A 22521-nucleotide genomic window follows, 5' to 3' on the forward strand; every position below is an offset into this window, starting at 1 on the left:
CTGTCTGTTGGTCTGAGGGGGGCCTGGGGGCGGGCCGGCTACCCGGACGGATGGCCGGCCCGACCTCCGTCAGACCTCTTCGACGCTGCTCGGCTCGCGCCGGGACAGGTCAATGCCGAGCTCCTCGGCGGCGCGGAACACGTCTTCGTCGGAGTCACGCATCTCGATGGACTGGCCGTCCGAGGACAGCACCTCCACGTTGAGGCAGAGCGACTGCATTTCCTTGATGAGGACCTTGAAGGACTCGGGAATGCCGGGCTCGGGGATGTTCTCGCCCTTGACGATGGCCTCGTAGACCTTGACGCGGCCGAGGACGTCGTCGGACTTGATGGTGAGGAGCTCCTGCAGTGCGTACGCGGCGCCGTACGCCTCCAGGGCCCACACCTCCATCTCACCGAAGCGCTGACCACCGAACTGCGCCTTACCACCGAGCGGCTGCTGGGTGATCATCGAGTACGGGCCGGTCGAGCGGGCGTGCAGCTTGTCGTCGACCAGGTGGTGCAGCTTGAGGATGTACATGTAGCCGACCGAGACCGGCATCGGGAACGGCTCGCCGGAGCGGCCGTCGAACAGCCGGGCCTTGCCGGTGGAGTTCACCAGGCGCTCACCGTCACGGGTGAGGGTGGTGTTGTCCAGCATGCCGGTGATCTCGTCCTCGCGGGCGCCGTCGAAGACCGGGGTGGCGAGGTTGGTGCCGCCCTGGACCTGGTCGGCGCCGATCGCCTGCAGGCGCTGGGCCCACTCGTCGGCGAGGCCGGAGACGTCCCAGCCCTGCTTGGCGAGCCACCCGAGGTGGATCTCCAGGACCTGTCCCGGGTTCATTCGGGACGGGACACCCAGCGGGTTGAGGATGATGTCGACCGGGGTGCCGTCCTCCAGGAACGGCATGTCCTCGACCGGCAGGATCTTGGAGATGACGCCCTTGTTGCCGTGACGGCCGGCGAGCTTGTCACCGTTGGTGATCTTGCGCTTCTGGGCGACGTAGACGCGGACCAGCTGGTTCACGCCCGGGGGAAGCTCGTCCCCCTCCTCGCGGTCGAAGACGCGGACGCCGATGACCTTGCCGGACTCGCCGTGCGGCACCTTCAGCGAGGTGTCGCGGACCTCGCGCGCCTTCTCACCGAAGATCGCGCGGAGCAGGCGCTCCTCCGGGGTCAGCTCGGTCTCACCCTTCGGGGTGACCTTGCCGACCAGGATGTCGCCGGTGACGACGTCGGCGCCGATCCGGATGATGCCGCGCTCGTCGAGGTCGGCGAGGACCTCCTCGGAGACGTTCGGGATGTCCCGGGTGATCTCCTCGGGGCCCAGCTTGGTGTCACGGGCGTCGACCTCGTGCTCCTCGATGTGGATCGAGGAGAGGACGTCGTCCTGGACGAGGCGCTGCGACAGGATGATCGCGTCCTCGTAGTTGTGACCCTCCCACGACATGAACGCCACGAGGAGGTTCTTGCCGAGGGCCATCTCGCCCTCGTCGGTGCAGGGGCCGTCGGCCAGCACCTGGTTGACCTCGACGCGGGAGCCCTCGTCGACGAGCACCTTCTGGTTGAAGGAGGTGCCCTGGTTGGAACGGGTGAACTTGGCGGCACGGTACGTGGTGTAGGTGCCGTCGTCGTTGGCCACGGTGATGTAGTCGGCCGAGACCTCCTGCACCACACCGGCCTTGTCGGCGGTGATCACGTCGCCGGCGTCGACCGCGCAGCGGTACTCCATGCCGGTGCCGACCAGCGGGGCCTCGCTCTTCAGCAGCGGCACCGCCTGGCGCATCATGTTCGAGCCCATGAGCGCGCGGTTGGCGTCGTCGTGCTCGAGGAAGGGGATCATGGCGGTCGCGACCGACACCATCTGGCGCGGCGAGACGTCCATGTAGTCGATCTCGGTGCCCGGGATGTAGTCGATCTCGCCGCCGCGGCGGCGGACCAGGACGCGGGGCTCCGCGAAGTGCAGGTCGTTCGTCAGCGGGGCGTTGGCCTGCGCGATGACGTAACGGTCCTCCTCGTCGGCGGTGAGGTAGTCCACCTGCTCGGTGACCACACCGTCGACGACCTTGCGGTACGGGGTCTCGATGAAGCCGAACGCGTTGACCCGGCCGTAGGAGGCGAGCGAGCCGATCAGACCGATGTTCGGGCCTTCGGGGGTCTCGATCGGACACATGCGGCCGTAGTGCGAGGGGTGCACGTCTCGGACCTCGAAGCCGGCCCGCTCACGGGACAGACCACCGGGGCCGAGCGCGGACAGACGACGCTTGTGGGTCAGGCCCGACAGCGGGTTCGTCTGGTCCATGAACTGCGACAGCTGGCTGGTGCCGAAGAACTCCTTGATGGAGGCGACGACCGGCCGGATGTTGATCAGGGTCTGCGGCGTGATCGCCTCGACGTCCTGGGTGGTCATGCGCTCGCGCACGACGCGCTCCATGCGGGCGAGACCCGTACGGACCTGGTTCTGGATCAGCTCGCCGACGTTGCGGAGACGACGGTTGCCGAAGTGGTCGATGTCGTCGACCTCGATGACGATGTCGCGGCCGTCGCCGTCGCGCCACTCGGTCTCGCCGGCGTGCAGCTTCACCAGGTACTTGATCGCGCCGATGATGTCCGGCTCGGTGAGCACGCCGGAGTCCAGGGACTCGGCGTTGCCCAGCTTGCGGTTCACCTTGTAGCGGCCGACCTTCGCGAGGTCGTAGCGCTTCGGGTTGAAGTACAGGTTCTCCAGCAGCGTCTGCGCGGCCTCACGCGTGGGCGGCTCGCCCGGGCGCAGCTTGCGGTAGATGTCGAGGAGGGCGTCGTCCTGGCCCTGGGTGTGGTCCTTCTCCAGGGTGGCGCGCATCGACTCGTACTCGCCGAACTCCTCGAGAATCATCTCGTTGGTCCAGCCGAGGGCCTTGAGCAGCACGGTGACCGACTGCTTGCGCTTGCGGTCGATGCGGACACCGACCATGTCGCGCTTGTCGATCTCCATCTCCAGCCAGGCACCGCGCGAGGGGATGACCTTGCAGGAGTAGATGTCCTTGTCGGACACCTTGTCCAGGGTGGAGTCGAAGTAGACGCCGGGGGAGCGCACCAGCTGAGACACGACGACACGCTCGGTGCCGTTGATGACGAAGGTGCCCTTGTTGGTCATGAGCGGGAAGTCGCCCATGAAGACCGTCTGGGACTTGATCTCACCGGTCTCGTTGTTGGTGAACTCCGCGGTGACGAAGAGCGGGGCCGCGTAGGTGAAGTCGCGGTCCTTGCACTCGTCGATGGAGTTCTTCGGCGGCTCGAAACGGTGGTCGCGGAAGGTCAGCGACATCGACCCGCTGAAGTCCTCGATCGGGGAGATCTCCTCGAAGATCTCCTCCAGACCAGAGGTCGTGGGGACGTCCTGACCACTCTCCAGCGCCTCCTCGACCCGGGACTTCCAGGCCGCGTTGCCGAGCAGCCAGTCAAAGCTCTCGGTCTGCAGGGCGAGGAGGTTCGGGACCTCGAGGGGCTCCTTGATCTTCGCGAACGAGACGCGGAGCGGGGCGGTGGATGCGGCGGAATTGTTCGAGGCGTTGCGCGGCGCGGCCAAGAGGGGGGTCCTTCCGAGGGCTCGGAGCTCACTACGCGCATACCGGCCGGACCTTAGCCAAGGGCTAAAACCCCAGGTCAGGACTGGGACTGCTCCGGGCGACGAGTCACGGAACAGCTAACAGGCAGCGCAAAGGGACAGTGTAGCCAAAGGCGACACTGTTGACAAGCCCTGATTCGGAGACCGAATCGGACGCTCCTCCCGTACAACCGACAGCCCGGGACACCCCGGGCCACCGCACTCACAACGAGTCACTGGACAAGTTCCCAGTGCCGCCGCCGAATATGCATCCGGCGCCGGTTCGCTTTGGGCACGCGCCACGAGAATCGCGCGCCGCGTGCTGTTCGTCAAGGCCCGCACCAGGGTGTGGACCTCGCACTGCCCATCGCTCGGACCCCGACCGGCGTTACACCGGCCGTGCCCGCGGGGGCTCTCCGACGACAGCGATCACCATACTCGCCCCCACGGACAGTGGCGGAGCCCACGCTCGGCCGCCGGGAGACGAAGCAGGCCGGGCCGGCCACCCCGAAGGGTGGCCGGCCCGGCCCGTGAGCCCTCTCAGAGAGGGCGAGGAGTCACTTGACGGTGACCTTGGCGCCAGCGCCCTCGAGCTGCGCCTTGGCCTTCTCGGCAACGTCCTTGGCGACCTTCTCGAGAACCTTCGCACCGGCGGTGTCGACGAGGTCCTTGGCCTCCTTCAGGCCGAGGGAGGTGAGGGCGCGCACCTCCTTGATGACCTGGATCTTCTTGTCGCCGGCGCCGTCGAGGATGACGTCGAACTCGTCCTGCTCCTCGACAGCGGCCTCGGCGCCACCGGCACCGCCGGCAACGACGACGGCAGCGGCCGGGGCGGCAGCGGTGACGTCGAACTTCTCCTCGAAGGCCTTCACGAACTCGGAGAGCTCGATGAGGGTCATCTCCTCGAACTGCGCGAGCAGGTCGTCCTGGGACAGCTTCGCCATGATGGCGTCCTTCCACTAAATCGGCAGGTGGTGCCGGATGTACGGGTTAGGCGGGCGCACGGCCCACAGCGAGGCAACAGCCTGCGGAACTACTCCGCGGCCGCTTCCTCGGCGGCGGGAGCCGGCGTACCGGCACCGCCCTCCTCGACCTTGACGCGGAGGGCCTCCACGGTCCGGACGAGCTTCGACGGCAGAGCCTGGAAGAGCGCGGCAGCCTGGGACTGCTTGCCCTTCATGGCACCGGCCAGCTTGGAGAGCAGAACCTCGCGGGACTCGAGGTCCGCGAGCTTCTTGATCTCGTCAGCCGACAGCGCCTTGCCGTCAAGGACACCGCCCTTGATGATCAGGGCGGGGTTCTCCTTGGCGAAGTCACGCAGAGCCTTCGCCGACTCCACCGGGTCACCGGTGACGAAGGCGACAGCCGTCGGACCCGCGAACAGGTCGTCGAGCGAAGAGATCCCGGCCTCGTTGGCCGCAATCTTGGTCAGCGTGTTCTTCACCACGGCGTACTGGGCGTTCCCACCCAGCGAGCGACGCAGGTTCTTGACCTGCTTCACCGAGAGACCGCGGTACTCGGTCAGCACGGCCGCGTTCGAGCCACGGAAAAGCTCCGTGATCTCGGCGACGGCAGCAGCCTTGTCGGGCCTGGCCATAGGCTTACGCCTCCTTCCGTGATGTCGAAGTCCGGCCGACCTTCGAGAAGTCGACCATTCGGGGGCCGCTGACCGCGAGCAAACGAAAGAGCCCCATGCGCAGGGCGCACGGGGCTCGGCAGACCTCGACAGCCCCGAAGGGCCGGAAGTCATAAGCACCAGACACACCTGCGCGGGCCGCCCGCGCAAGCGCGGGACCTTCGGTGCCAGCTCCCTTGCGGGCGCATGGCGACAACCAGCGGTCTTTGGCAGTCACCACGGTACCCGGCCGACCGCGCAGGACAAAATCCGCCCTCCGCGGGGACGGCCACGGGCCGGCCGCAGGTCCTCCGCGGGGTCGGTCGCGGGCCCGGCTACGGGGCCGGCGGGAGGCTGCGGTCGCCCGCGTCGGCGGTGTCCGCCTCGGCCGGGGCCTGGACCGAGAGCGGCCCGGCGTACTCGGTGTACCCGATCAGGTCGACCCCGCCGCCGGAGGAGCGGCGGATCTGCACCGGCTGGTCCTTGTCGTTCAGCCACAGGTCCAGCACCACCGGGGCGCTGCCGAGCGCCTGCTCCAGGGCCTGCCGGCGGGCGGGGCCGAGCTGGGTCTGCGCCGCCGCGTAGCGGTCCGCGCCGACGGTCACCCGGTAGTGGTCGACCGTGGAGTCCAGCAGCTTCTCCTCGCCGACCAGCTCGGGGCCGTCGGCGGCGGCCGCCGCGGTGGCGGCGACCAGCGGGTTGAGCCGGTCGATCAGCCCCGCGTACGGGACCTCCCGGTCGCCGGCGTACTTCTCCCAGTGCCGCCCGCCGAGCCGGGCCGCGGTCTCCTGGTCGCCGCCGAGGTAGGCGGAGGTGTCCAGCACGATCAGCTGCCGGGTACCGCCCTCCGGCTTCAGCTGGAGCACCGTCTTGGGCGCCCAGAAGAGCATGCCGCGGGCCCGCTCCCCGCCGAGCGAGGAGCGGAACTCGACCCGGCGGGCGTCGTGCGCGGCGAGCTGCGCGGCCAGCAGCACGCCGTGCGGGGAGCGGTCGGTGGGGGTGGCCGGCCCGGTGCTCGGCGGCGCGCTGCTGGGGGCGGTGGGCTTGTCCGCCCCGTTCCCGCCCCCGCAGCCGGCGGCCAGCGCCGAGGCGAGCAGCACGACTGCCGCCGCCCGCCACCGCCGTACCGCCATGCCTCGTCCTCCCGTGCCGTCCGTTCCGTCCACCTTGCCATGCCCCGGCCGGGGGTCAGCCGGTGGCGGCGCCCTGCTGCGCGGCCTTGAGGAGCTCGGCGAAGTCCACGGTGTCCGCCTTGGCCGGGGCCTTGGTCTCGACCGGGGTGCCGTAGCCGGAGTAGACCGAGGCGGCCTCGAAGTGGCCGGCCTTGGTCTCGAAGCTCTCGACCTTCTTCAGCAGCAGCTGGTCCGCGCCGACCCAGACCTCGACGTGGTCGGCGCCGACCACGGTCTGCTCGAACTGCGTCTTCAGCGCCTTGACCTGATCGGCCGTCAGGCCGTTGGTGGCCATCCGGTCCAGGTCGGCCGCGGTGAAGTCGCCCTGGTACTTGGTGGCCTTGGTGCCGTTGACCGACTCCTCGCCGACCTTGGCGACCTTGCCGCTGGCGATCAGCGTCCGCACCGCGGCCACCGGGTCGGCGGACTTGAACTGGCTGCGCAGCGCGTCGCCGCTGGCACCCATCAGGGTGGCCATGTCCTCGTAGCCGTAGCGCAGCCAGTGCTTGCCCTGCAGCTGACGGGCCATCGCGTCGCCCATGTTCACGTAGTAGGCGTCGGAGAGGTAGCGGGCGGTGAAGGTGCCGTCGCCGCCGACCTGCGAGAGCGCCTGGCCCATCTTGCCGCCGGTGGCGCTGCCCTTGAGCTCGCCCTGCAGGCCGTCCTGCCAGGAGATCGCGCCCTGGAAGTGCATCACGCCGTCGCCGGCCTTGATGTCCGACTCGACCTTGGCGCTCTTGGCCGCGCTGGTGCGGTCGCCGACCGCCTTGAGCAGCGCCTCGGGGGCGAGCTCGGCGGCCTTCTCGACGGCGTTCTGGGCGATCGGGGCGGCGCCGCCGCCGGAGCAGCCGGCCAGGGTCAGCGCGAGGCCGGCCGCCGCGGCGGCGAGCAGCGCCCGGGCCGGACGGACGCCACGGGTGCGGGTGCGCATCACTGGCCCGCCTTGGCGAGCACCTCGGCGAGGTCGAAGACCTGGTCGGCGGCGGGCGCCTTGGGCGCGGCCACGGTGCCCAGCTCGCTGTACTTGGCGGTGCTGGTGCCGCTGCCGTCGCCGACGCCGAGCTGGTTGCCGGAGAGCTGGACCAGCTCGCCCTTGGCGTTGATCCACAGCTCGACGGTGGTGCTGCTGCCGCCCTTCTTCAGCTGCTCCAGCACCTTGGCCTTGACCTCGGCGGTCAGGTTCATCCCGGCGACCAGCGTCTCCACCGGCACGACGCTGCGGTAGTGCACGGTGTCGACGCCGTCGACCTTCTCGCTGCCGACCTTGGTGGCGGTGGGCGCGGCGGCGGCCAGCTGGATCGCCGGGTTCATCATCTGCGCCATGGTGGCGACGGAGCCGGTGTCCTCGGAGCCCGCGGCCTTGTTGGCGGCCTTCAGGTCGATCTTCATCCACTGCTTGCCGCCGGCCAGCACGGCCAGCTGCTCGGGCGCGCCGACGTACATCATGTCGCCGATCAGCAGGACCTTGTAGTCCTTGCCCTCGTTCTTGGTGGTCATCTCGAAGGCGCCCGGGCTCTTCCAGACGATCACGCCGGTGCCGCCGTCGTCTGCGGTGGCGCCCTTCGCGGTGATCTTCGCGCTGCCCGCCTTGTCCATCACGGCGGCGGAGGCCAGCAGCGCCTCCTTCGGCGCGAGGTCCTTGACCGAGCCGCCGGCCGCCGAGCCGGGGCCTCCGGAGGCGCCGGCCGAGGCGGAGGCGCCCGCCGAGGCCGCGGCGGACGAGCCGCCCTTGGCGTCCGAGCCGGTGCCGGCCTTGCTGCCACCGCACGCCGTCAGGCCGCCGACCAGTACGGCCGAGACGGCGACGGCGGAGGCGATCCGCAGGGAAGTACGCATCGAAGGGTCCCCCTCTAAGTCAATTCTCATACAAGAGCCAGGTGCGGACTCTACCCGCCCGGAACGACAGCCTGCCCGCACCCCGAGGGGGTGCGGGCAGGCTGTTTCAGACCTGGTACGGATCAGACCGCGGCCGGGTCCTCCTCGACGAGGAGGTTGCGGGTGCGGTTCGGGTCCACCTGGATGCCGGGGCCGATGGTGGTCGAGAAGGCGATCTTCTTGATGTAGCGGCCCTTGGCGGCGGCGGGCTTGGCCCGGAGGACCTCGTCCAGCGCGGCGCCGTAGTTCTCGACCAGCTGCTCGTCGGTGAAGGAGGCCTTACCGATGATCAGGTGCAGGTTCGAGTGCTTGTCGACGCGGAACTCGATCTTGCCGCCCTTGATGTCGTTGACAGCCTTGGCGACATCGGGGGTGACGGTGCCGGTCTTCGGGTTCGGCATCAGGCCACGGGGACCGAGCACGCGGCCGAGGCGGCCGACCTTGCCCATGAGGTCCGGGGTGGCGACGACGGCGTCGAAGTCCAGGCGGCCCTTGGCGACCTCGTCGATCAGCTCGTCCGAGCCGACGATGTCGGCGCCCGCAGCACGCGCGGCCTCGGCACGGTCACCGGTCGCGAAGACCAGGACCCGAGCGGTCTTACCGGTGCCGTGCGGGAGGATGACGGTGCTGCGGACCATCTGGTCGGCCTTGCGCGGGTCGACGCCCAGACGCATGGCGACCTCGACGGTGCCGTCGAACTTGGTGGTGGAGGTCGCCTTGGCGAGGCGGATCGCCTCGAGCGGGGCGTAGATGCGGCTGCGGTCGACCTGGGCGTCCGCGGCCTTGAGGGCCTTGCTGCGCTTCACTGCTGCTCCTGAATTTCGGGCCCCTCCTGCACGCTGGCGGGCGAGGAGGGAGGAGTCGTGGTGTGTGCGGGCCGCGCTGGGCCCTACCACGGGGGACGAGAAGGGGGTGATCAGCCCTCGACGGTGATGCCCATCGACCGGGCGGTGCCGGCGATGATCTTCTCCGCCGCGTCCAGGTCGTTGGCGTTCAGGTCGGGGAGCTTCACCGTGGCGATCTCGCGCACCTGGGCCGAGGTCAGCTTGGCGACCTTGGTCTTGTGCGGCTCGGCGGAGCCCTTGTCGACACCGGCGGCCTTCAGGATGAGGCGCGCGGCCGGCGGGGTCTTCGTGATGAAGGTGAAGGAGCGGTCCTCGTAGACCGTGATCTCCACCGGCACGATCATGCCGCGCTGCGACTCGGTGGCCGCGTTGTAGGCCTTGCAGAACTCCATGATGTTGACGCCGTGCTGACCCAGCGCGGGGCCGACCGGCGGGGCCGGGTTGGCAGCACCGGCGTTGATCTGGAGCTTGATAAGCCCCGTGATCTTCTTCTTCTTGGGAGGCATTTCTCTCCGGGTCCTTCCGAGAGGTGATTGCTGGTGTGTGCACCGCCGCAGCGACATGCGGCTGCCAGCACACACATCGGACCAGGCTAACCGCTGAGGCGGTCCTGGACCAAAACGGTTCCGGGGCGGGGCCACCAGGCCCCGCCCCGGAACCGAAGACCGTGGGTGGTCAGTTCTTGGTGATCTGGTCGAAGGAGAGCTCGACCGGGGTCTCCCGGCCGAAGATCTCGACCAGGCCCTTGACCTTCTTCGAGTCCGGGTTGATCTCGTTGATGGTCGCCTGCAGGGTGGCGAACGGACCGTCGGTGACGGTGACCGAGTCGCCGACCTCGAAGTCCAGCACCTGGATCTCGCTCGGCTTGACCGGCGACGGCTTGCCGGCCTCCTTGGCGGCGGCGCGCTCCACGTCCGGGGCGAGCATCTTGACGACCTCGTCCAGGGTCAGCGGGTACGGGTCGTAGGCGTTGCCGACGAAGCCGGTGACGCCGGGGGTGTTGCGCACCACGCCCCAGGACTCCGGGGTCAGGTCCATGCGCACCAGGACGTAGCCGGGGAGCTTGTTCTGCCGGATCGTCTTGCGGTCGCCGTTCTTGATCTGGACGACCTCCTCCTGCGGAACCTGGGACTCGAAGATGTAGTCCTCGACGTTCAGCGAGACGGCCCGCTGCTCCAGGTTCTGCTTCACCCGGTTCTCGTAGCCCGCGTAGGTGTGGATGACGTACCACTCGCCCGGGGCGATCCGGAGCTGCTCGCGGAACTCGGCGACCGGGTCGCTCTCCTCCGCCGGGGCGGCCTCGGCGTCGGCGTCGGCCTCGACCTCGGCGACGGCCTCGGCGAACGCCTCGTCGGCGGCGGCCCCGTCGTCCTCACCGGCCTCGTGCAGCGCGGCGGCCTCGGCGGGCTCGCCGGCCTCCTCCTCGGCGGCCTCGACCTCGTCCAGCTCGGCGTCCGCGGCGTCGACGATCTCCTGGTCAGCCTCGGCATCGGCAGCCTCGGCCGCGTCCAGCTCGGCGGCGACATCCGCCTCGCGGACGGTCTCGTCGGCGTCGTACAGGGGGGAATCGGACACGGTCGCTGCTTCTTTCCTGGTTGTGGAACGTTGTGGAGAACGTTGTGGAACGGATACCTCAACAGTACCCAGTCAACGGTAGCCGCCTCGTCCGGTTCGCGCCGACAGCTCGACCCGGGCCGAAGAATTCGACCCGGGTCGGAGAGTGGTTCTGTGGAGGATCCGGCGTCAGCCGAAGACCCAGAAGCTGAGCTTGGAGAAGCCCCAGTCGAGGCCGGCCACCAGCAGCATCATCACGATGACGAAGACCACCACGACGGTGGTGTACTGCATCAGCTCGTTGCGGGTCGGCCAGACGACCTTGCGCAGCTCGGCGATGATCTGGCGATAGAAGATCGCGATCCGGGCGAACAGGCCCTTCTTGGCCCGCTTGCCGGACTTCTTGCCGCCCTCGCCACCGGCGGCCTTGTTGGCACGCCGGCGCTCGCGCCGGGAGAGCTTGGCGTCCGCGGCAGCGGTGTCGTCCGCGCCGTCGGCACCCTCGGGGTTGCCGCTCTCAGGCGTTGCGGTGGAGCCCGTGGTCTCCGTCACTCGTCCTCACCTGAATCCGGGTCCTGCCGAGGTCCGTGCCGAGTTGCACGGGCGATCCGGCGAAAGCAGTGCTTGGGTGGGGCCCTCTCCGCGTCAAGCCCGCTCGCTCAGCGGAGCGAACGGGCTCGGTACGGGTCAAGCAGCAGGGCACGAGGGACTCGAACCCCCAACCGCCGGTTTTGGAGACCGGTGCTCTACCAATTGAGCTAGTGCCCTACGGAACCTCGCGGCTCCGGGTGGCCCCCAACCTACCGCATCCGAGCCGCCGCGTGGTGTACGCGGCGGAAGGATCCGCAGTTCGGAAGCCGTCGAGCAGTGAGTGTACGGGATCCTTCGCCGATTGGTCGAACCTCATTCACGCGGACCGTCCACGGCGGCGTACACATGGTGAAACCACCGTGCTCCAGCGCACGCGCTTCTGGGACCATGCAGTCATGAGCGCACCCACCCCCGAGAACGTCCGCCCCGCCGACCGCCGGGTCTCCGCCCGGGTCGGCGCCATCGCCGAGTCCGCCACCCTCGCCGTCGACGCCAAGGCGAAGGCCCTCAAGGCGGCCGGCCGCCCCGTGATCGGCTTCGGCGCCGGCGAGCCGGACTTCCCGACCCCCGGCTACATCGTCGACGCCGCCGTCGCCGCCTGCCAGGACCCGGCCAACCACCGGTACACCCCGGCCGGCGGCCTGCCCGAGCTCAAGGCCGCGATCGCCGCCAAGACGCTGCGCGACTCCGGCTACCAGGTGGACCCCTCGCAGGTGCTGGTCACCAACGGCGGCAAGCAGGCGATCTACAACGCCTTCGCCGCGATCCTCGACCCGGGCGACGAGGTGATCATCCCCGCGCCGTACTGGACCACCTACCCGGAGGCCGTGAAGCTGGCCGGCGGCACCCCGGTCGAGGTGGTCGCCGACGAGACCACCGGCTACAAGGTCTCGGTCGAGCAGCTGGAGGCCGCCCGCACCGAGAACAGCAAGGTCGTCCTCTTCGTCTCGCCGTCCAACCCGACCGGCGCGGTGTACACCCGCGCCGAGGCCGAGGCGATCGGCCGCTGGGCGCTCGAGCACGGCCTGTGGGTGCTCACCGACGAGATCTACGAGCACCTGGTCTACGGCGACGCGACCTTCACCTCGCTGCCGGCCCTGCTGCCCGAGCTCGCCGACAAGTGCATCGTGGTCAACGGCGTGGCCAAGACCTACGCCATGACCGGCTGGCGGGTGGGCTGGATGATCGGCCCCAAGGACGTCGTCAACGCCGCGGCCAACCTGCAGTCGCACGCCACCTCCAACGTCTCCAACGTGGCGCAGCGCGCGGCCGTCGCCGCGGTCGCCGGCGACCTGTCCGCGGTGGACGAGATGAAGACCGCGTTCGACCGTCGCCGCAAGACCATCGTGAAGATGCTCAACGAGATCGAGGGCGTGTTCTGCCCCGAGCCGGAGGGCGCGTTCTACGCCTACCCGTCGGTCAAGGAGCTGCTCGGCAAGGAGATCCGCGGCAAGCGCCCGCAGACCTCCGCGGAGCTGGCCGCGCTGATCCTGGACGAGGCCGAGGTCGCGGTCGTCCCCGGCGAGGCCTTCGGCACCCCCGGCTACCTGCGGCTCTCCTACGCACTCGGCGACGCCGACCTGGTCGAGGGCATCAGCCGCCTGCAGAAGCTGCTGGCCGAGGCGAGCTGACCGCCGCGCGCCCCCGGAGCCGCCCCCGTCACCCCTTCGAGGGATGTGCCGGGGGCGGTTCCCGTTTGCGGGCCGGATGCGGCAGGATTCGTGAATGGATGAGCAGCCTGACGCCCGTGATGTCCGGGGCCTGCCGAAGGCCCACCTGCACCTGCACTTCACCGGTGCGATGCGCCCCGCGACCCTGCTCGAACTGGCCGACAAGCACGGCGTCCGCCTGCCCGAGGCGCTGATCTCGGACGAGCCGCCGAAGCTGCGGGCCACCGACGAGCGCGGCTGGTTCCGGTTCCAGCGGCTGTACGACACCGCGCGGTCCTGCCTCCGCGACGAGGCCGACATCCGGCGGCTGGTCCGCGAGGTCGCCGAGGACGAGGCGGCGGACGGCTCGCGCTGGCTGGAGATCCAGGTCGACCCGACCTCGTACGCGCCCCGCCTCGGCGGGCTCACCCCCACCCTGGAGCTGATCCTGGACGCCGTCCGGGAGGCCTCCGCGGCCACCGGCGTGGGGATGCGGGTGCTGGTCGCCGCCAACCGGATGAAGTCCCCGATGGACGCCCGCACGCTGGCCCGGCTCGCCGTCCGCTACGCCGACCGGGGGGTGGTCGGCTTCGGCCTGTCCAACGACGAACGGCGGGGCCTGGCCCGCGACTTCGACCGCGCCTTCGCGATCGCCCGGGACGGCGGGCTGCTCGCCGCCCCGCACGGCGGGGAGCTGGCCGGGCCGGAGTCCGTCCGGGACTGCCTGGACGACCTGGGGGCCGGGCGGATCGGGCACGGCGTGCGCGCCGCCGAGGACGAGCGGCTGCTCCAGCGGCTCGCCGACCGGCAGGTCACCTGCGAGGTGTGCCCCGCGTCCAACGTGGCGCTCGGGGTCTACGAGAAGCCCGAGGACGTCCCGCTGCGCCGGCTCTTCGACGCCGGGGTCCCGCTCGCGCTCGGCGCCGACGACCCGCTGCTCTTCGGCTCCCGGCTGGCCGCGCAGTACGAGCTCGCCCGCGACGTCCACCACTTCACCGACGCCGAACTGGCCGAGCTGGCCCGCCAGTCGGTGCGCTCCTCGCGCGCGCCGGAGGCCACCCGCAAGGAGCTGCTCGCCGACATCGACGCCTGGCTGACCGCCTGACCCGCCGGGCGGGGGCCCTAGAGGGTGACGCCCACCATCACCGGCTCGTTCACCAGCTCCACGCCGAAGGCGGCGCGGACGCCGTCCCGGACCTCGCGGGCGAGGGCCAGCAGGTCCTCGGTGGTGGCGCCGCCGCGGTTGGTCAGGGCCAGCGTGTGCTTGGTGGAGAGCGTCGCCGGGCGGCCCGTGCCGTGGCCCTTGCGGAAACCAGCGTTGTCGATCAGCCAGGCCGCGCTGGTCTTGGTGCGGCCCTCGCCCGCCGGGTAGGCGGGGGCGGCCAGCCCGTCCAGGCGGCGCAGGAAGGCGGCGTACTGGTCGTCCGTCAGCACCGGGTTGGTGAAGAACGAGCCGGCCGACCAGGTGTCGTGGTCCTCCGGGTCGAGCACCATGCCCTTGCCCGCCCGCAGCTTCAGCACCGTCTCGTACGCGGTCCGCAGCTCCACCCGCTGCCCGGCCTCGACACCGAGGGTGCGGGCCACCTCCGCGTACTTCACCGGGGAGGACATCCCGCCCTCGTCGGCGAGCCGGAAGCGGACCCGCAGCACCACGTACCGGTCGGGGTCGGCCTTGAAGCGGCTGTGCCGGTAGGAGAAGGCGCAGTCCTCGCCGGTCAGGGTGACCGTCTCGTGCAGCAGCCGGTCGTAGGCGACCACCTCGGTGATCGTCTCGGCGACCTCCTGGCCGTACGCGCCGACGTTCTGCACCGGGGTGGCGCCGGCCGAGCCGGGGATGCCGGCCAGGAACTCGATGCCCGCCAGGCCCGCGTCGACGGCCCGGGCGACCGCGTCGGTCCACACCTCGCCGGCCGCCAGCTCCAGCAGCGTGCCGTCGAGGGCGAAGCCCTCGGTGGCGATCCGCAGCACGGTCCCGTCGAACCCGGCGTCGCCGATCACCAGGTTGGAGCCGCCGCCGATCACCAGCAGCGGCTCCCCCGCCGCGTCCGCGGCCCGGACGGTCTCGACGACCTCGGCGTCGGTGACGGCGGTCACCAGGCGCCGTGCCGGCCCACCGAGTCGGAGCGTGGTCAGCGGGGCGAGCGGGGCATCGTTGTCGACAAGCACGCCCCCAGCGTACGGGGTCGCCCCGGCGGAAACCGCTTGCCCGCGACCGACCGCCGTGACACGGTGCCCACGGACTTCGGCGCGGCCCGACCACCGCCCGCACCACGGCCCCGCTCGCGGGCTGAGCCTTCCCGGTGCGCGACGGGTGGTGGCCCCCGGCAGACGCCGGGGGCCACCGCCCGTCGTGGTGTCCGGCCACCCGGCCCGCGTCAGGCCGTCCCGTTCCGTCGGGCCTCGATCCGGCGGTCCGCCTCGGCCCAGTCGGGGAGCCGGTCGCCGGTGGTGGTCCAGAAGGTGAAGACCGAGGCCTCCATGGCGGGGCGCATCCGCTTCATGGTGGAGCGGTGGGGCTCGGCGCCGACCAGGGCCTCCAGCGCGGGACGGCTCTCCCAGGCCGAGAGCGTCCAGAAGGTCCGGCGCAGCGGGGCGGCCCGCAGGCTCGTCCCGACGGCGCCGGCGGTGGCCAGGGCCTGCTTGCGGATCACCAGCGAGGCGCGCAGGAAGCCGGGCACCTGGCTGAGTCGACGGAGCTTGAACTCGGAGGCCATCACGGTGACTTCGCCGCTGTGTCCGGCAGCCGGCCCGGCGGTCCAGGGGATGGTGGGCATCGCTGTCTCCTTCGCTCTCTGACGGGGTGGACGGGGTGTCGGTGGGTCCTGTCCGGGCTCAGTGCTGTGCGGTTGCGACCGTTTCGAGCGGCGCGGCGGGCGCGGTGCCCGGGTCGGCGGCGGGTGCGGTGCGGCGGCGCGGGATCAGGGCGGCGGCGACGGCGGCCGCGCCGACCGCGGCGGCACCGACGTACAGCGCGGGCAGCAGTCCGTCGTGGAACTGCTGGGCGGAGCCGTAGCCGCCGCGGGAGGAGAAGACCGCGGCGAGCACGGCGACGCCGAGCGCTCCGCCGACCTCGCGCATGGCGTTGCTGGCGCCGGAGGCGATGCCCTGTTCCTCGGGCCGGACGCTGGACATCACCAGGGCGGCCATCGGGGCGAAGAACAGCGCCATGCCGATCCCGCAGATCACCAGCACCGGCACCTGGGCGGCGTACGAGTAGCCGCCGCTGCGCTCGACCAGCGCGAAGGAGGCCAGTCCGACCGCCTGCAGGACGAGGCCGGTGACCACGATCGGCCGTCCGCCGATCCGGCCGGCCAGGGCGCCGGCGATCGGGGCGACGATCAGCGGCATGCCGGTCCAGGGCAGCATCCGGACGCCGGCCTGCTGCGGGCTGTAGCCGCCGACGTTCTGCAGGTACTGGCTGATCAGGAAGATCGAGCCGAACATGCCGAGGAACATCAGCAGACCGGCGACGTTCACCGCCGAGAAGGCCCGGCTGCGGAACAGGCGCATCGGCAGCATCGGCGCGGCCGCGACGCGCAGCTCGTACCGGACGAAGGCGGCCAGCAGGGCGACGCCGCCGATCAGCGAGCCGAGGACCAGCGGGCTGGTCCAGCCGTCGGGGTTGCCGCGGATCAGGCCGAGGACGAGGCCGAACATGCCGACGCTGGCCAGGGCGGCGCCGGGGACGTCCAGGCGGGGGTTGACGCCGCGGCTCTCGACCAGGCCGAACCGGACGACGGGGAACAGCAGCAGGCCGATCGGGACGTTCAGCCAGAAGATCCACTGCCAGGAGAGGTGCTCGGTGAGGACGCCGCCGACCAGCGGCCCGACGGCCACGCCGAGGCCGTTGACACCGGACCAGATGCCGAAGGCGAGCGGGCGCCGGGCGGGCGGGGTGGCGGCGGTGAGCAGGGTGAGGGTGAGCGGCATCATCACCGCGGCGCCGGCACCCTGGACGGCGCGCGCGGCGATCAGCGCGCCGATGTTCGGGGCGAGCGCGGCTCCGGCCGAGCCGAGGGTGAACACGGTCAGGCCGAGCGTGAACATCCGGCGGCGCCCGAAGCGGTCACCGAGGGCGGAGCCGAGCATCAGCAGGACGGCGAAGCTCAGGGTGAACGCGCTGACCGTCCACTCCAGGTCGGAGAGGCCGCCGCCGAGCTCCTCCCGGATGGCGGGCAGCGCGGTGGTGACGACCAGGTTGTCGAGGCTGGCCATGAAGCCGGCCGTGCTGGCGACGACCAGCGTCCAGAGTGCTGTTCTGTCCTTCACGAGGCCCCCCGGGGTCTCTGGTAGTTATTGCTCAATAACTTTCACGGGCCGAGAAAAGGGCACGCCGCACGGACGCGCCCGCTCCCTCAGTCGCCGCGGCCGGGCTCGCGCCCGGGAGGAGTTCCGAAGCCCTCCCAGATCCGGTGGCCGTCCGGATAGCCCAGCGCCACCAGGGTGTTGATCAGCATGCCGTAGGCCATGAAGTCGGTGGCCTCCCTGGTGTCGCCGCCGATCCTGATCCGGACCCGGTCGAACAGGTCCAGCCAGCCGGCCCGCGCGATCTCGCCGATCTCCGTGTCGCCGGCCGCCTCAGCGGCGAACACCGACACGTACATCTGCATCTGCATCATCAGCTTGTCGCGGTCCTCGATCAGCGCGAGGTAGCCGGCCGACATCGCCTCTTTCGCGGCCTCGCCGGTCAGGCCCTCGGACGCCCGGTCGAAGGCCTGCCAGGTCTCGTCCATGCAGCGCTCGCACGCCGCCCGGAAGATCGCCTCCTTGCCGGGGAACAGCCGGAACAGGTACGGCTGCGAGACCCCGACCCGCTTGGCGATCGCCTCGGTGGAGGTGCCCCGGTAGCCGCCGCGACCGAACTCGATCATCGCGGCCCGCACGACGCTCTCCCGCCGCTCCTCCGCCGTCATCCTTGCCATGGGCCCTAAGTTAGTGGCCAATCACTACTTTGGCAAGGGCGGGCATCGGGAACGCCGGAGGGGCGCACCGACGGGCACGCCCCTCCGTTCCGCGACACACGGCTCAGGCCAGCCGGACGACCGCCCGCGACATGCCGAGCACCTTCTGCCCACCACTGGTCGCCACCAGGTCGACCCGGACCTTGCGGTCCTCCAGCAGCGCCGCCACCTTGCCGGTGACCTCGATCACCGCGCCGACCCCGTCGTTCGGCACCGGCACCGGACGGGTGAAGCGCACCCCGTACTCGACCACCGCGCCCGGGTCGCCGACCCAGTCGGTCACCACGCGGACCGCCTCGGCCATGGTGAACATGCCGTGCGCGATGACGTCCGGCAGGCCCACCTCCAGCGCGAACTTCTCGTTCCAGTGGATCGGGTTGAAGTCACCCGACGCGCCCGCGTACCGCACCAGCGTGGCGCGGGTCACCGGGAAGGACTGCGCCGGCAGCTCGGTGCCGACCTCGACCTCGTCGAAGCTGATCGCCATGCCCGTCACTCCCCCGCCTCGTCGGCCGCCCGCGCCACCAGCGTCATGACCGCCGTCACCACGTGCTCGCCGCTCGCGTCGTGCACCTCGCCACGCACCGTCAGGACGTCGTTGCCGGCCAGCGACTTGATCGCGTCGATGGCCACCGTCACCGCCAGCCGGTCGCCCGCCCGCACCGGCCGGGTGTACGAGAACTTCTGGTCCCCGTGCACCACCCGGCTGTAGTCCAGACCCAGCTCCGGGTCGTTCACCACCTGCGCCGCGGCCTCGTACGTGATCACGAACGGGAAGGTCGGCGGCGCGATCACGTCCGGGTGGCCCAGCGCCTTGGCCGCCTCCCGGTCGGTGTACGCCGGGTTCGCGTCGCCCACGGCGACGGCGAACTCGCGGATCTTCTCGCGGCCGACCTCGTACGGCTCGGTGGGCGGGTAGGTCCGCCCGATGAACGAGGGGTCGAGCGGCATGGGCTACTCCTCGGAATTCCTCTGATGGATCGTCACGCCCGCCGCACCGGCCCGGCGCGGAGAACGCAGAAAAGACTCCAGGCCGCGCCCCGAACGGGGTGCGGCCTGGAGTCGAGGCAAAGTCAGCGGGTCTCGCGGTGCGCCGTGTGCGAGTTGCAACGCGGGCAGTGCTTCTTCATCTCAAGACGGTCCGGGTCGTTGCGCCGGTTCTTCTTGGTGATGTAGTTCCGCTCCTTGCACTCCACGCAGGCCAGCGTGATCTTCGGGCGGACGTCGGTGGCAGCCACGGGAGTGCCTTCCTGGGACAACGAATAAGAACACAGACAAGAGTAGCCGATCGGGAGCAGAACCCCCGATCGACTACGCGGAGTAGCGGTGACCGGACTTGAACCGGTGACACAGCGATTATGAGCCGCTTGCTCTACCAACTGAGCTACACCGCTTAGATGATCAGCACCCGCCGAAGCGGACCACCTCTCACCAGAGCCCCCATGCGGAATCGAACCGCAGACCTTCTCCTTACCATGGAGACGCTCTACCGACTGAGCTATAGGGGCGAACGAGGAAGAGATTACACGTTTCCCGGCCAGAGGTGAAATCCGTATCCCGGCCGGAACGTCGCAGGTCGGCGGGGTCGCACTGACACCCCGTCCAGGAACCCCCGTTCGACCTCGCCGCAACCCGGCCCGATCCGGCCGATACGACTTATGCCCGCCCGCGAGCGTCCGAGGAGCGTCCCGGCCGGGCCCGCAATAGGCTCGACTGTCAGTGATCTTGCGAGCGCGCGCGGGCCCCCAGCGGCCGGCACGCGGACAGGCGCGTCGGCGGCCCGCACGCCGCACGCGCACCGGCGGGCAGCGAGGAGGGTCGCATGACGGACAGCACACCGGCCGAAGGGCCGCACCCCGGACCGGCCGCCAACCCGCTCGGGCACGGCCCCGTCCTCCTGCTCGCCGGTGCCCGGCTCGCCGACGGCCGCATCGTCGACGTCCGGATCAGCGGCGACCGCATCCAGGCCGTCGGCACCGCCGGCAGCCTCGGACCGCTCCCCGCCCTCCCCGGCCAGCCCACCGTCACCACCGGCGCCCGGATCGACCTGTCCGGCTACCTCCTGCTCCCCGCCCCGGCCGAACCGCACGCCCACTACGACCACGCCTTCTCCGCGGCCCTCCCCGGCCCGCCCCCGGACCACCCCGCCGACCTCGTCCGCCGGGTCACCGAAGCCGCCCTCACCTCCCTCGGCTACGGCGCCACCGCCCAGCGCACCCACGTCCGGATCGGCGACCTGCACGGCCTGCGCCGCCTCGAAGCCGTCCTCACCGCCCGCCAGGCCCTGCGCGGACTCGCCGAACTCCAGGCCGTCGCCATGCCCCGCCTGCTCACCGGCCGGGCCGGCGCCGACGGCCGCGCCCAACTCCGCGACGCCCTCAAACTCGGCGCCGACGCCGCCGGCGGCTGCCCCGACCTCGACCCCGACCCGATCGGCTACGTCCAGATCCTGGCCGACGCCGCCCGCGACGCCGACTGCCCCGTCGACCTCCACACCGCCGGCCGCGACCAGGCCCAACTCGCCCGCCTCGCGGCCGCCCTGGCACCCCTTCGGCCGCGCGTCACACTCGGCCCGTGCAGCACCCTCGCCGCCGGCGGCGGCCCCGTCCTCGCCACCGCCGGCATGCGCGTCGTCTGCCTCCCGCAGAACGGCTCCTGCACCGGCCTCGAAGGCCCCGCGCCCGGCCTCAACCCCTCCCTCGTAAGGGAGTTGGCCGACGCCAGGGTGCCACTCAGCGCCGGCAGCGGCGCCCTCCGCGACCCCGCCAACCCGGTCGGCCGCGCCGACCCGCTCGAAGCCGCCCACCTGCTCGCCGCCTCCGGCACCCTCAGCCCCGACGCCGCCTACGACGCCGTCTCCACCCAGGCCCGGCTCGCCCTCGGCCTGCCGCCCGTCCGCGTCGACGCCGGCTTCCCCGCCGAACTCCTCGCCGTCCGCGGCGACAGCCTCCCCGGCGCGCTCTCCGGCGGCCACAGCCGCCTCGTCATCCACAGCGGGCGCGTGGTCAGCCGCACCAGCGCCGTCCGCGAGTTCGCCGACACCGTCGCCCTCGCCCTCCCCCGCCAGAACCACCCCGGCTGACCCCGGACGCACCACAGCCCCCGACCCGCGTTCCCCGGCTCGGGGGCCGCTCACAGCTCGATCCGGCGCCGGCCGGCCACTATCGGGACGGCGGGCCGGCGTGACGTAGTGCGGCCACCAGACCGAGCACGGGCACCACCATCAGCCCCAACAAGGCCGGCAACTCCCACACCCCCGGCGCCACCGCCGCCACCAGGAAAGCGACCGGGAACGCCAGCAGCGCCGCCGCCTGCGCCCACCACCGCCCCGCCCCCAGGCGCCACCACGCCACCAACCAGAACACCGCCACGAGCACCGCGAGCCCGGCGCACAGCACCGCCGCGAGCTGCGCCAACGCAGGACCCAGCAGGTCGTCCCCGTCCACGGCCCCCGGCGGCGCGGTGTCCACCGCGGCCGCGACCGCCCCGGCCCCCGCCGCGACCACCAGCCAGTACCCGGCCTGCCCCCACACCCATCGCCGTCGCACCACTGCGCCCCTCCGCCACCCCGTGCCCCCGTGCCCCCGTGCCCCGTGACAGACGAAACAGCCCCTGATCTGCGTTTCCGCAGATCAGGGGCTGTTTTCTATCCTGTGGCTGGTGCAGGGTTCGAACCTGCGTAGCTTGCGCGACAGATTTACAGTCTGCTCCCTTTGGCCGCTCGGGCAACCAGCCAGGATTGGTGTCTCACAGGGGGCTGCCCCGTTCGACGTCGTAAACGATACCTGATGAAGGGGGGTGGTCTGCCACTCGAAATGTCACGTGATGATCAAGGGCGGCGCGCGGCCGCAGCGGGCGGGGTGCGGGGTGCGCTGGATAGGCTTGGGCGTCGCCTGCCCGGGATGGGCGGCGGTGACCGTGTTGCCAGTAGCTCAAGGAGACCAACACCCATGGCCGACTCCAGTTTCGACATCGTCTCGAAGGTCGATTGGCAGGAGGTCGACAACGCGATCAACCAGACCTCTCGTGAGATCGCGACCCGCTTCGACTTCAAGAACGTGGGCGCGGAGATCAAGCGGTCCGGCGAGAAGATCGAGATGAAGGCCAACGGCGAGGAGCGGGTCCGGGCGATCCTGGACGTGCTGCAGACGAAGTTCGTCAAGCGCGGGCTGTCGCTGAAGGCTCTGGACCCGGAGGAGCCGCGGCTCTCCGGCAAGGAGTACAAGCTCGATGCCAACGTGAAGGAAGGCATCACCCAGGACGACGCCAAGAAGGTCGCGAAGATCATCCGCGACGAGGGCCCGAAGGGCGTCAAGGCGCAGGTGCAGGGCGACGAACTGCGCGTCAGCTCGAAGTCGCGCGACGACCTGCAGGCCATCCAGGCCCTGCTCAAGGGCAAGGACCTGGACTTCCCGCTCCAGTTCGTGAACTACCGCTGACCCGCCGCACCGAGGTGCGGAGGCGTTAGCTTCCGGGGGCCCAGGAGGGCGCGCCGGGCACGCGCAGACGACCGTTCACGGTCGGCGCCGCCCGGTGTGCTCTCCTCCTCATTGACGGGCCCCTTCCGCCGGAAACCGGTGTCGAGCAGGGCACGCCCCGCGGAGCGTCAAGATCGCTGGACAACGAGACACCGCGGGGGCGGCTTGCGGGACGACATCGGGGAGGTAATCGCAGCGGGGCGCGCCGCCTTCCACC

General features: G+C 70.9%; 22 protein-coding genes and 4 tRNA genes. 4 read left to right on the forward strand and 22 right to left on the reverse strand.

Annotated features, from left to right (window positions below):
* Positions 1–69 precede the first annotated feature (69 nt).
* From rpoB to ABEB06_RS16500, 11 genes are all read right to left on the reverse strand, one after another.
* On the reverse strand, positions 70–3546 hold the full coding sequence (gene rpoB / locus ABEB06_RS16450) for a DNA-directed RNA polymerase subunit beta (protein ID WP_345697609.1): 3477 nt from the start codon (positions 3544–3546) through the stop codon (positions 70–72).
* Positions 3547–4121: 575 nt separating this feature from the next.
* A complete protein-coding gene (gene rplL, locus ABEB06_RS16455; RefSeq protein WP_345697610.1) occupies positions 4122–4508 on the reverse strand; it encodes a 50S ribosomal protein L7/L12 in 387 nt (128 codons plus the stop codon).
* A gap of 89 nt (positions 4509–4597) precedes the next feature.
* Positions 4598–5161, reverse strand: a complete 564-nt coding sequence (rplJ, locus tag ABEB06_RS16460) for a 50S ribosomal protein L10 (RefSeq protein WP_345697611.1) — start codon at positions 5159–5161, stop codon at positions 4598–4600.
* A gap of 353 nt (positions 5162–5514) precedes the next feature.
* Positions 5515–6312 (reverse strand): SCO4651 family lipoprotein, encoded by a 798-nt coding sequence (locus ABEB06_RS16465; protein ID WP_345697612.1) that lies wholly within the window; start codon positions 6310–6312, stop codon positions 5515–5517.
* Between the two features lie 55 nt (positions 6313–6367).
* Positions 6368–7282, reverse strand: coding sequence for an SCO4651 family lipoprotein (locus ABEB06_RS16470; protein ID WP_345697613.1), 915 nt, complete (start codon positions 7280–7282; stop codon positions 6368–6370).
* A complete protein-coding gene (locus tag ABEB06_RS16475) occupies positions 7282–8187 on the reverse strand; it encodes an SCO4651 family lipoprotein (RefSeq protein ID WP_345697614.1) in 906 nt (301 codons plus the stop codon). The genes ABEB06_RS16470 and ABEB06_RS16475 overlap by 1 nt, the downstream gene beginning before the upstream one ends.
* Positions 8188–8309: 122 nt before the next feature.
* Complete coding sequence (gene rplA, locus ABEB06_RS16480) at positions 8310–9032, reverse strand: 50S ribosomal protein L1 (protein WP_345697615.1); 723 nt, start codon at positions 9030–9032, stop codon at positions 8310–8312.
* A 110-nt stretch (positions 9033–9142) separates the two neighbouring features.
* Positions 9143–9577, reverse strand: coding sequence for a 50S ribosomal protein L11 (gene rplK, locus ABEB06_RS16485; protein ID WP_345697616.1), 435 nt, complete (start codon positions 9575–9577; stop codon positions 9143–9145).
* Between the two features lie 169 nt (positions 9578–9746).
* Positions 9747–10646: a transcription termination/antitermination protein NusG gene (gene nusG, locus ABEB06_RS16490; RefSeq protein WP_345697617.1), complete on the reverse strand. Its 900-nt coding sequence runs from the start codon at positions 10644–10646 to the stop codon at positions 9747–9749.
* Positions 10647–10814: 168 nt separating this feature from the next.
* Positions 10815–11177: a preprotein translocase subunit SecE gene (gene secE / locus ABEB06_RS16495; protein ID WP_345697618.1), complete on the reverse strand. Its 363-nt coding sequence runs from the start codon at positions 11175–11177 to the stop codon at positions 10815–10817.
* A gap of 143 nt (positions 11178–11320) precedes the next feature.
* A tRNA-Trp gene (locus ABEB06_RS16500) sits at positions 11321–11393 on the reverse strand.
* 218 nt (positions 11394–11611) lie between these two features.
* On the opposite strand from ABEB06_RS16500, the gene ABEB06_RS16505 reads away from it, so the two are divergent.
* Positions 11612–12847, forward strand: coding sequence for a pyridoxal phosphate-dependent aminotransferase (locus ABEB06_RS16505; RefSeq protein WP_345697619.1), 1236 nt, complete (start codon positions 11612–11614; stop codon positions 12845–12847).
* Between the two features lie 94 nt (positions 12848–12941).
* The gene (locus ABEB06_RS16510; protein WP_345697620.1) at positions 12942–13970 is read left to right on the forward strand and encodes an adenosine deaminase; all 1029 of its coding nucleotides are present in this window, start codon (positions 12942–12944) and stop codon (positions 13968–13970) included.
* 17 nt (positions 13971–13987) lie between these two features.
* Here ABEB06_RS16510 and ABEB06_RS16515 read toward each other — a convergent pair whose 3' ends face one another.
* From ABEB06_RS16515 to ABEB06_RS16555, 9 genes are all read right to left on the reverse strand, one after another.
* The gene (locus ABEB06_RS16515; protein WP_345697621.1) at positions 13988–15031 is read right to left on the reverse strand and encodes a UDP-N-acetylmuramate dehydrogenase; all 1044 of its coding nucleotides are present in this window, start codon (positions 15029–15031) and stop codon (positions 13988–13990) included.
* Positions 15032–15240: 209 nt separating this feature from the next.
* Entirely contained in the window at positions 15241–15639 is a 399-nt protein-coding gene (locus tag ABEB06_RS16520) for a DUF3291 domain-containing protein (protein ID WP_345697622.1), read from the reverse strand.
* A gap of 58 nt (positions 15640–15697) precedes the next feature.
* On the reverse strand, positions 15698–17134 hold the full coding sequence (locus tag ABEB06_RS16525; protein WP_345697623.1) for an MFS transporter: 1437 nt from the start codon (positions 17132–17134) through the stop codon (positions 15698–15700).
* Between the two features lie 86 nt (positions 17135–17220).
* On the reverse strand, positions 17221–17787 hold the full coding sequence (locus ABEB06_RS16530) for a TetR/AcrR family transcriptional regulator (RefSeq protein ID WP_345697624.1): 567 nt from the start codon (positions 17785–17787) through the stop codon (positions 17221–17223).
* Between the two features lie 103 nt (positions 17788–17890).
* Positions 17891–18313, reverse strand: a complete 423-nt coding sequence (locus ABEB06_RS16535; protein WP_345697625.1) for a MaoC family dehydratase — start codon at positions 18311–18313, stop codon at positions 17891–17893.
* A gap of 5 nt (positions 18314–18318) precedes the next feature.
* Complete coding sequence (locus ABEB06_RS16540) at positions 18319–18777, reverse strand: FAS1-like dehydratase domain-containing protein (RefSeq protein ID WP_345697626.1); 459 nt, start codon at positions 18775–18777, stop codon at positions 18319–18321.
* A gap of 122 nt (positions 18778–18899) precedes the next feature.
* On the reverse strand, positions 18900–19064 hold the full coding sequence (gene rpmG, locus ABEB06_RS16545) for a 50S ribosomal protein L33 (RefSeq protein WP_006604855.1): 165 nt from the start codon (positions 19062–19064) through the stop codon (positions 18900–18902).
* Positions 19065–19147: 83 nt separating this feature from the next.
* A tRNA-Met gene (locus ABEB06_RS16550) sits at positions 19148–19220 on the reverse strand.
* Between the two features lie 41 nt (positions 19221–19261).
* Positions 19262–19334 (reverse strand) — tRNA-Thr (locus tag ABEB06_RS16555).
* Between the two features lie 314 nt (positions 19335–19648).
* Between ABEB06_RS16555 and ABEB06_RS16560 the strand changes: the two genes are divergently transcribed.
* Positions 19649–20908, forward strand: a complete 1260-nt coding sequence (locus ABEB06_RS16560) for an amidohydrolase family protein (protein ID WP_345697627.1) — start codon at positions 19649–19651, stop codon at positions 20906–20908.
* 79 nt (positions 20909–20987) lie between these two features.
* Here the strand turns inward: ABEB06_RS16560 and ABEB06_RS16565 are convergent, their stop codons facing one another.
* Positions 20988–21374, reverse strand: coding sequence for a hypothetical protein (locus ABEB06_RS16565; protein WP_345697628.1), 387 nt, complete (start codon positions 21372–21374; stop codon positions 20988–20990).
* Positions 21375–21480: 106 nt separating this feature from the next.
* A tRNA-Tyr gene (locus ABEB06_RS16570) sits at positions 21481–21561 on the reverse strand.
* A gap of 215 nt (positions 21562–21776) precedes the next feature.
* Here ABEB06_RS16570 and ABEB06_RS16575 point away from each other — a divergent pair.
* Entirely contained in the window at positions 21777–22265 is a 489-nt protein-coding gene (locus ABEB06_RS16575; RefSeq protein WP_345697629.1) for a YajQ family cyclic di-GMP-binding protein, read from the forward strand.
* Positions 22266–22521 lie beyond the last annotated feature (256 nt).

This window comes from Kitasatospora terrestris (assembly GCF_039542905.1).
GTDB lineage: Bacteria > Actinomycetota > Actinomycetes > Streptomycetales > Streptomycetaceae > Kitasatospora > Kitasatospora terrestris.